The sequence below is a fragment of the Bacteroidota bacterium genome (assembly GCA_034723125.1).
GTDB lineage: Bacteria > Bacteroidota > Bacteroidia > CAILMK01 > JAAYUY01 > JAYEOP01.
On the sequence record JAYEOP010000079.1, the window covers coordinates 1 to 5014 of the forward strand.

Genomic DNA, 5014 nt, shown 5'->3' on the forward strand with positions numbered 1-5014 from the left:
AAATGAGATTTACTATCAAGCTGTTAATAATGCAGACTCAAAAGGAGCAAAACTGTTACCATCGGTATCGTAGAGAGGTGGAATAAGAAAACTTGTTTTACTGGTCTTGAAAATGGGATACATTATAGCTAGGTCTATCGCTTCTTTTTGAAGAGCTTGTTTTATTTCACTTGTGTATTCATTAATGGCCAAGTGATTTTTTATCATTTGCCTATATCTATATAAAGTACTTTTTGCTATATCTTTTGGTATAGCTGTCTTAAATTTCTCTGTTGAAAGATATAGTAAATTTTCATAATTGCCAAGAATATTTAAATATATTTAAACTATTCTGTCAAACGTTATTTATACAGCTCGTATGTCAAAATATTTTAAATATATTTAAAGAATATTAACAGCTTATACTAAACTTCGTTTCACAAGATGTAAGATTCATAATGAAAGAATGTAAAGACAAATCACGATTTGTATAAACCCAGCACAAAGAAAAAAAACAAAAACAGGATTTAAAAGATTCAGGATTCAAGATTAAGAAAATAAAAAAATATTAATACCTCCCTATTATAAAAATACTACTTTTGTTGTTTATGAAAAAAGCTGTTTTTATTATATTATTCTTGATTTCTTGCCATATTTTAATTTATGGTCAATCAGTAAGTTACAAGACTGTTGATGTGGGAAATATCGGATTAAGGATTAATAGTGCAGGAACAATAGGGAATCCTAATATTAGAAATAATCCATCAGAAGGTCCATCTATGGAATATCCTTTAAATTCAGGAATAGAACATCTTTTTGAAGGAGGTTTGTGGATAGGTGCATCAATAGGTGGTCAGATACGCGTTTCAACAACCTCAGTTGATGCTCCTTATGGCTATTTTGCAGGAGGTAATGGATTTGAATTTACTTCTATAAAATCAATTGATGAAAAATCATCTTTACCTTCAAGCGAGCATTTTAGCGGAAGTGCTCAATCACATCAGGATGTAATTGTGTGGACAACAGATTCGAATGTTGTAATTCCCGGAACAAGTATTCCTATTTCTAATCATGATTATCCTTTAAAAGCAGTTGTCAAATTAGAATCTTACGCATGGAATTTTTCTTTTGCTGATTTTTTTGTAATACTTAATTATGAAATAACAAATTTTTCCGATAACAGATGGGATTCTGTTTATTTGGGCGTTTGGAACGACCTTGTAGTGCGTAATATAAATGTTACTCAGGATAATGGGACTTCTTTTTACAACAAAGGTGGTGGTGGATATGTTGATTCTTTTAATGCACTTTATGTTTATCAGGTTTTGGGTGATGACTACGATTACACACAATCTTATGCGGCTAACCAGTTTCTTGGAGTGTTGTGGAGAGGTCAATATTTACATCCCAACAACAAAAAATTAATTGCCGATTCAGGATATAATTTTAATACTTATGCAAATTTCTGGAATTTCAGAAAATTTGATGGTAGTAAATACGGTGCTCCTGCTGATGATATTCAGAGATATAACAAAATGAAAAAAGGATTAATTTTTCCTGATCCACAACTAAAGCAAGCAAGCAACAAAACCCAATTACATACAGCAGGTGTAATCCCTGAAATACTTCCGGGAGAAACCGTTTATTTTTCAATGGCTTTTGTAGCTGCCAAGCAATTAGTTTATAAAACTGACAATGATGCTTCAAGAGCTGAACTATACGAGCATTTAAATTGGGCAAAACGTACATTTCTTGGTGAAGATTTGAATGAAAACGGGAAACTTGATGCAGAGGAAGATTTGAATGGGAATAATGAACTTGACAGATATATTTTACCCGAGCCACCTAAATCACCAAAGGTAAAAGTGATTTCATCAAATAATAAAGTTGATATTTATTGGGATAATTCTTCCGTTTTTTCTGTTGATCCTATTTCTAAAAAAATGGATTTTGAAGGCTACAGATTGTACAGAACAAAAGTTGGGGACGACCTGAATTTAAATATGAAATCAAATGCCAAGATTATTGCACAATGGGATTCTATGGGGAATAATATTGGTTACAACAATGGATTTCAAGCAATTGAACTTAGCCAGCCTAAATTTTTTGAGGGTGATTCTGTTGAATATACTTTTCATTATTCAATTGAAGGACTTTTAAACGGTTGGCAGTATTTATTTATTCTTACAGCATTTGATGAAGGAGATAAAAAATTAAAACTTGACCCTCTCGAATCTTCTTTTATTGAAAATTCATATAGTGTTTTTGTTGGTACAACAGCAGACAATAGTGAAAAAACTGAAATAGGTGTTTATCCTAATCCATACAGAGTAAGTGCTGCTTGGGATGGTGTTTCTTCCAAAACCAGAAAACTGTATTTTTATAATTTACCGAAAAAATGTGAAATTATAATTTATACATTGTCAGGAGATATTGTTACTACATTATTTCATGATGCTGAATTTTATCAAGGGGAGGATATTCGGTGGTTTGATAATTATTCAGGTTCTGATAAAAAAATATTTTCAGGTGGAGAGCATGCTTGGGATATTTTATCAGAAAATAGCCAGTCAATTACACAAGGGCTTTATTTATTTACTGTAAAGGACTTAAATAATAATATTATTAAAAAAGGAAAATTTGCGATATTAAAATAATTTTTAAATATTTAAAACATTTTAACAATGAAGAAACTATACACATTATTTATCATGCTTTTTATAAGCAGTTTTTTGTTTGCACAACACGGAACAGTTGTTCCTATTGATAGTGTGCAATTTGTTGATCAAGCAACATTATCGGCAGGAACCTCAGCACCGATTTATTTTTCCAATGATGGAGAGTCTGACACCATAACAATTGAAGGTGTTGTGAATTTTACATCCATTTATTACGGAATGAGTACTAATAGAAAGGCAACTTGGTTGCAAGACACATCTTTTAAACCCTTTGGAGCAATAAATGTTTTTATTGACCCTAATCAAATTGGATATTCAGGTTCACTTGGAGATCTTAATAGTGATGTTAAATTTTATGAAAATTTTATTGCAGGTTATAGAATAAAATGTACAGGAATTCTATCAACTTATGACGGTAATACTCAGCTTAATCTTTTACCTATTGAAAGTGAAATTATTGATATTCCAAGCTCCATTGATACAGCAATGCCTGTAGAAGCAGTAGTTCTTGGAGTTGATATTTTTATGAAAAACGATGGATCAGGTGGGCAGAATGTAATGTACACAACAGGTGAACAGTACGAAGGAAGAATGGTTCAGTTTAATGACGTTACAGTTGTTGATGTTAGCGGTGGACCTGACAGATATTATTGGTTTGTTCAAGATTCTAAAGGGAATAAAATTGGAATTCGTGATGTATCAGCCTATTATAGAAATGACGATAAGCATGATGCACCTTGGGCAAATGTTACTTTCACACCACCATCAATAGGTACTCGTCTTAAATATATTCGTGGTGCTATTATGGAAAGTCTTTCAGGAGCAGGTGGTACCGAATTTAGAATCGCCCCAATTTTTCCTAGTGACATAAGTATTGCGGCAGCAGCACCATTTATTTCAAAAGTATCAAGATATCCTGTAATTGCAAGCTCAACAGATGAAGTAAAAGTAATGGCTGAAATTTCAGATAATGATGGAAGCATTGTAAAAGCTGAATTATTTTATTCTATCGGTTTGGGAAACAAAAGTTTTTCTACAATTAACATGGACGATTTGGGTGGAAATAAATATTCAGTAAAAATACCTCCTGTAGCAAATGGTGAATATGTAAATTTTTATATAAGAGCTATTGATGATAGCAGTTTGGTAGCATACTTTCCTGATTCACTTGCAACAGGTTCAATGTATATAGTAACAGATGAAGGAATTACAAGAATTTCAGATATTCAGGAGACTCCTTTAACAAGTGGGAATTCATTGTGGAATGGTGATACTTTAAGTGGAATTTCATTAAAAGCTGTTGTTACAAGTGCCTTATCTCAGTTAGGATTTGTTTGTATCCAAAACGGTACTGACCCCTATTCAGGAATATTTATAAAAGCAACAGCAGGAGACGGGCTTTCAACATTAAAAATTGGTGATTCTATTGAAATAAAATCAGCTATTGTTACAGAACAATATGGCGTAACATATCTTGAAAATGCAGGTAATAATAATTTTGAATTGTTATCCATTAACAATGCTATACCTAATCCTATAAAGAACATTCCTCCCGATTCGCTTTCAGCTCAGGTTCAGGAATATGCCGAAGCTTATGAGGCAATGTTAATTCAGTTTGATAATATTTATGTTGTAAATGTTAACCCTGATGATCCTAGTAATTACGGTGAATGGGCAATTGGATTTGATTCATCAAAAACAGAAGGATATAGAGCAGATGATCAATCAAATTTTATTCCCGGAGGTTTTAATGTAGATTCACTTTCTGAAGATATGAAACTTGATTTCATAAGAGGAATTTCATACTACAGTTTTGGGAATAATAAATTATTACCAAGAGATTTGAATGATATAGGTGGCTTTTCATCAGAATATACTTTGATGCCTGATTTTTCTTCTGATATTAATTCAGGTGATTTACCATTAGACGTTAATTTTTATGACAACACAACAAATTCACCAATTCCAACAACATATAATTGGAAATTTGATGGCGGCAGTCCTGCTACTTCAATTGAAAGAAATCCTGTAGTAACTTATAATACTGTTGGAAATTATGATGTAAAAATGAAAGTTATGAATGCTGATGCTACAGATTCTATAACTAAAACAGCATATATTACAGTTACAGGAATTAAAGAGTTGAACAACAATATTAGTGATATTCTTATTTTTCCAAATCCTACATCAAGCAAACTTATAATTAAAGGAAGTGCAAAAGCATTAGAAAATTTGACAGTAAGTATTTATAACCAATTAGGTAAAAAACTTTACTCAGATGAAAAAGCAGTAAATGAAAACTTTAATTTTGCTGTTGATGTAGCAAAATTTAATAAAGGAATTTATATTATTGAATT

The 5014-nt window shown here is 31.6% G+C and carries 2 protein-coding genes; both read left to right on the forward strand.

Going from position 1 to position 5014, the window contains the following annotated elements:
- Positions 1–587: 587 nt before the first annotated feature.
- On the forward strand, positions 588–2636 hold the full coding sequence (locus U9R42_02385) for a hypothetical protein (GenBank protein ID MEA3494862.1): 2049 nt from the start codon (positions 588–590) through the stop codon (positions 2634–2636).
- Between the two features lie 27 nt (positions 2637–2663).
- The coding region (locus U9R42_02390; GenBank protein MEA3494863.1) for a T9SS type A sorting domain-containing protein at positions 2664–5014 on the forward strand (2351 nt) is incomplete at its 3' end.

Bases quoted from the DNA above. Each gene is read 5' to 3' on its own strand.
- U9R42_02385 (MEA3494862.1), top strand. From the start codon at position 588: ATGAAAAAAGCTGTTTTTATTATATTATTCTTGATTTCTTGCCATATT.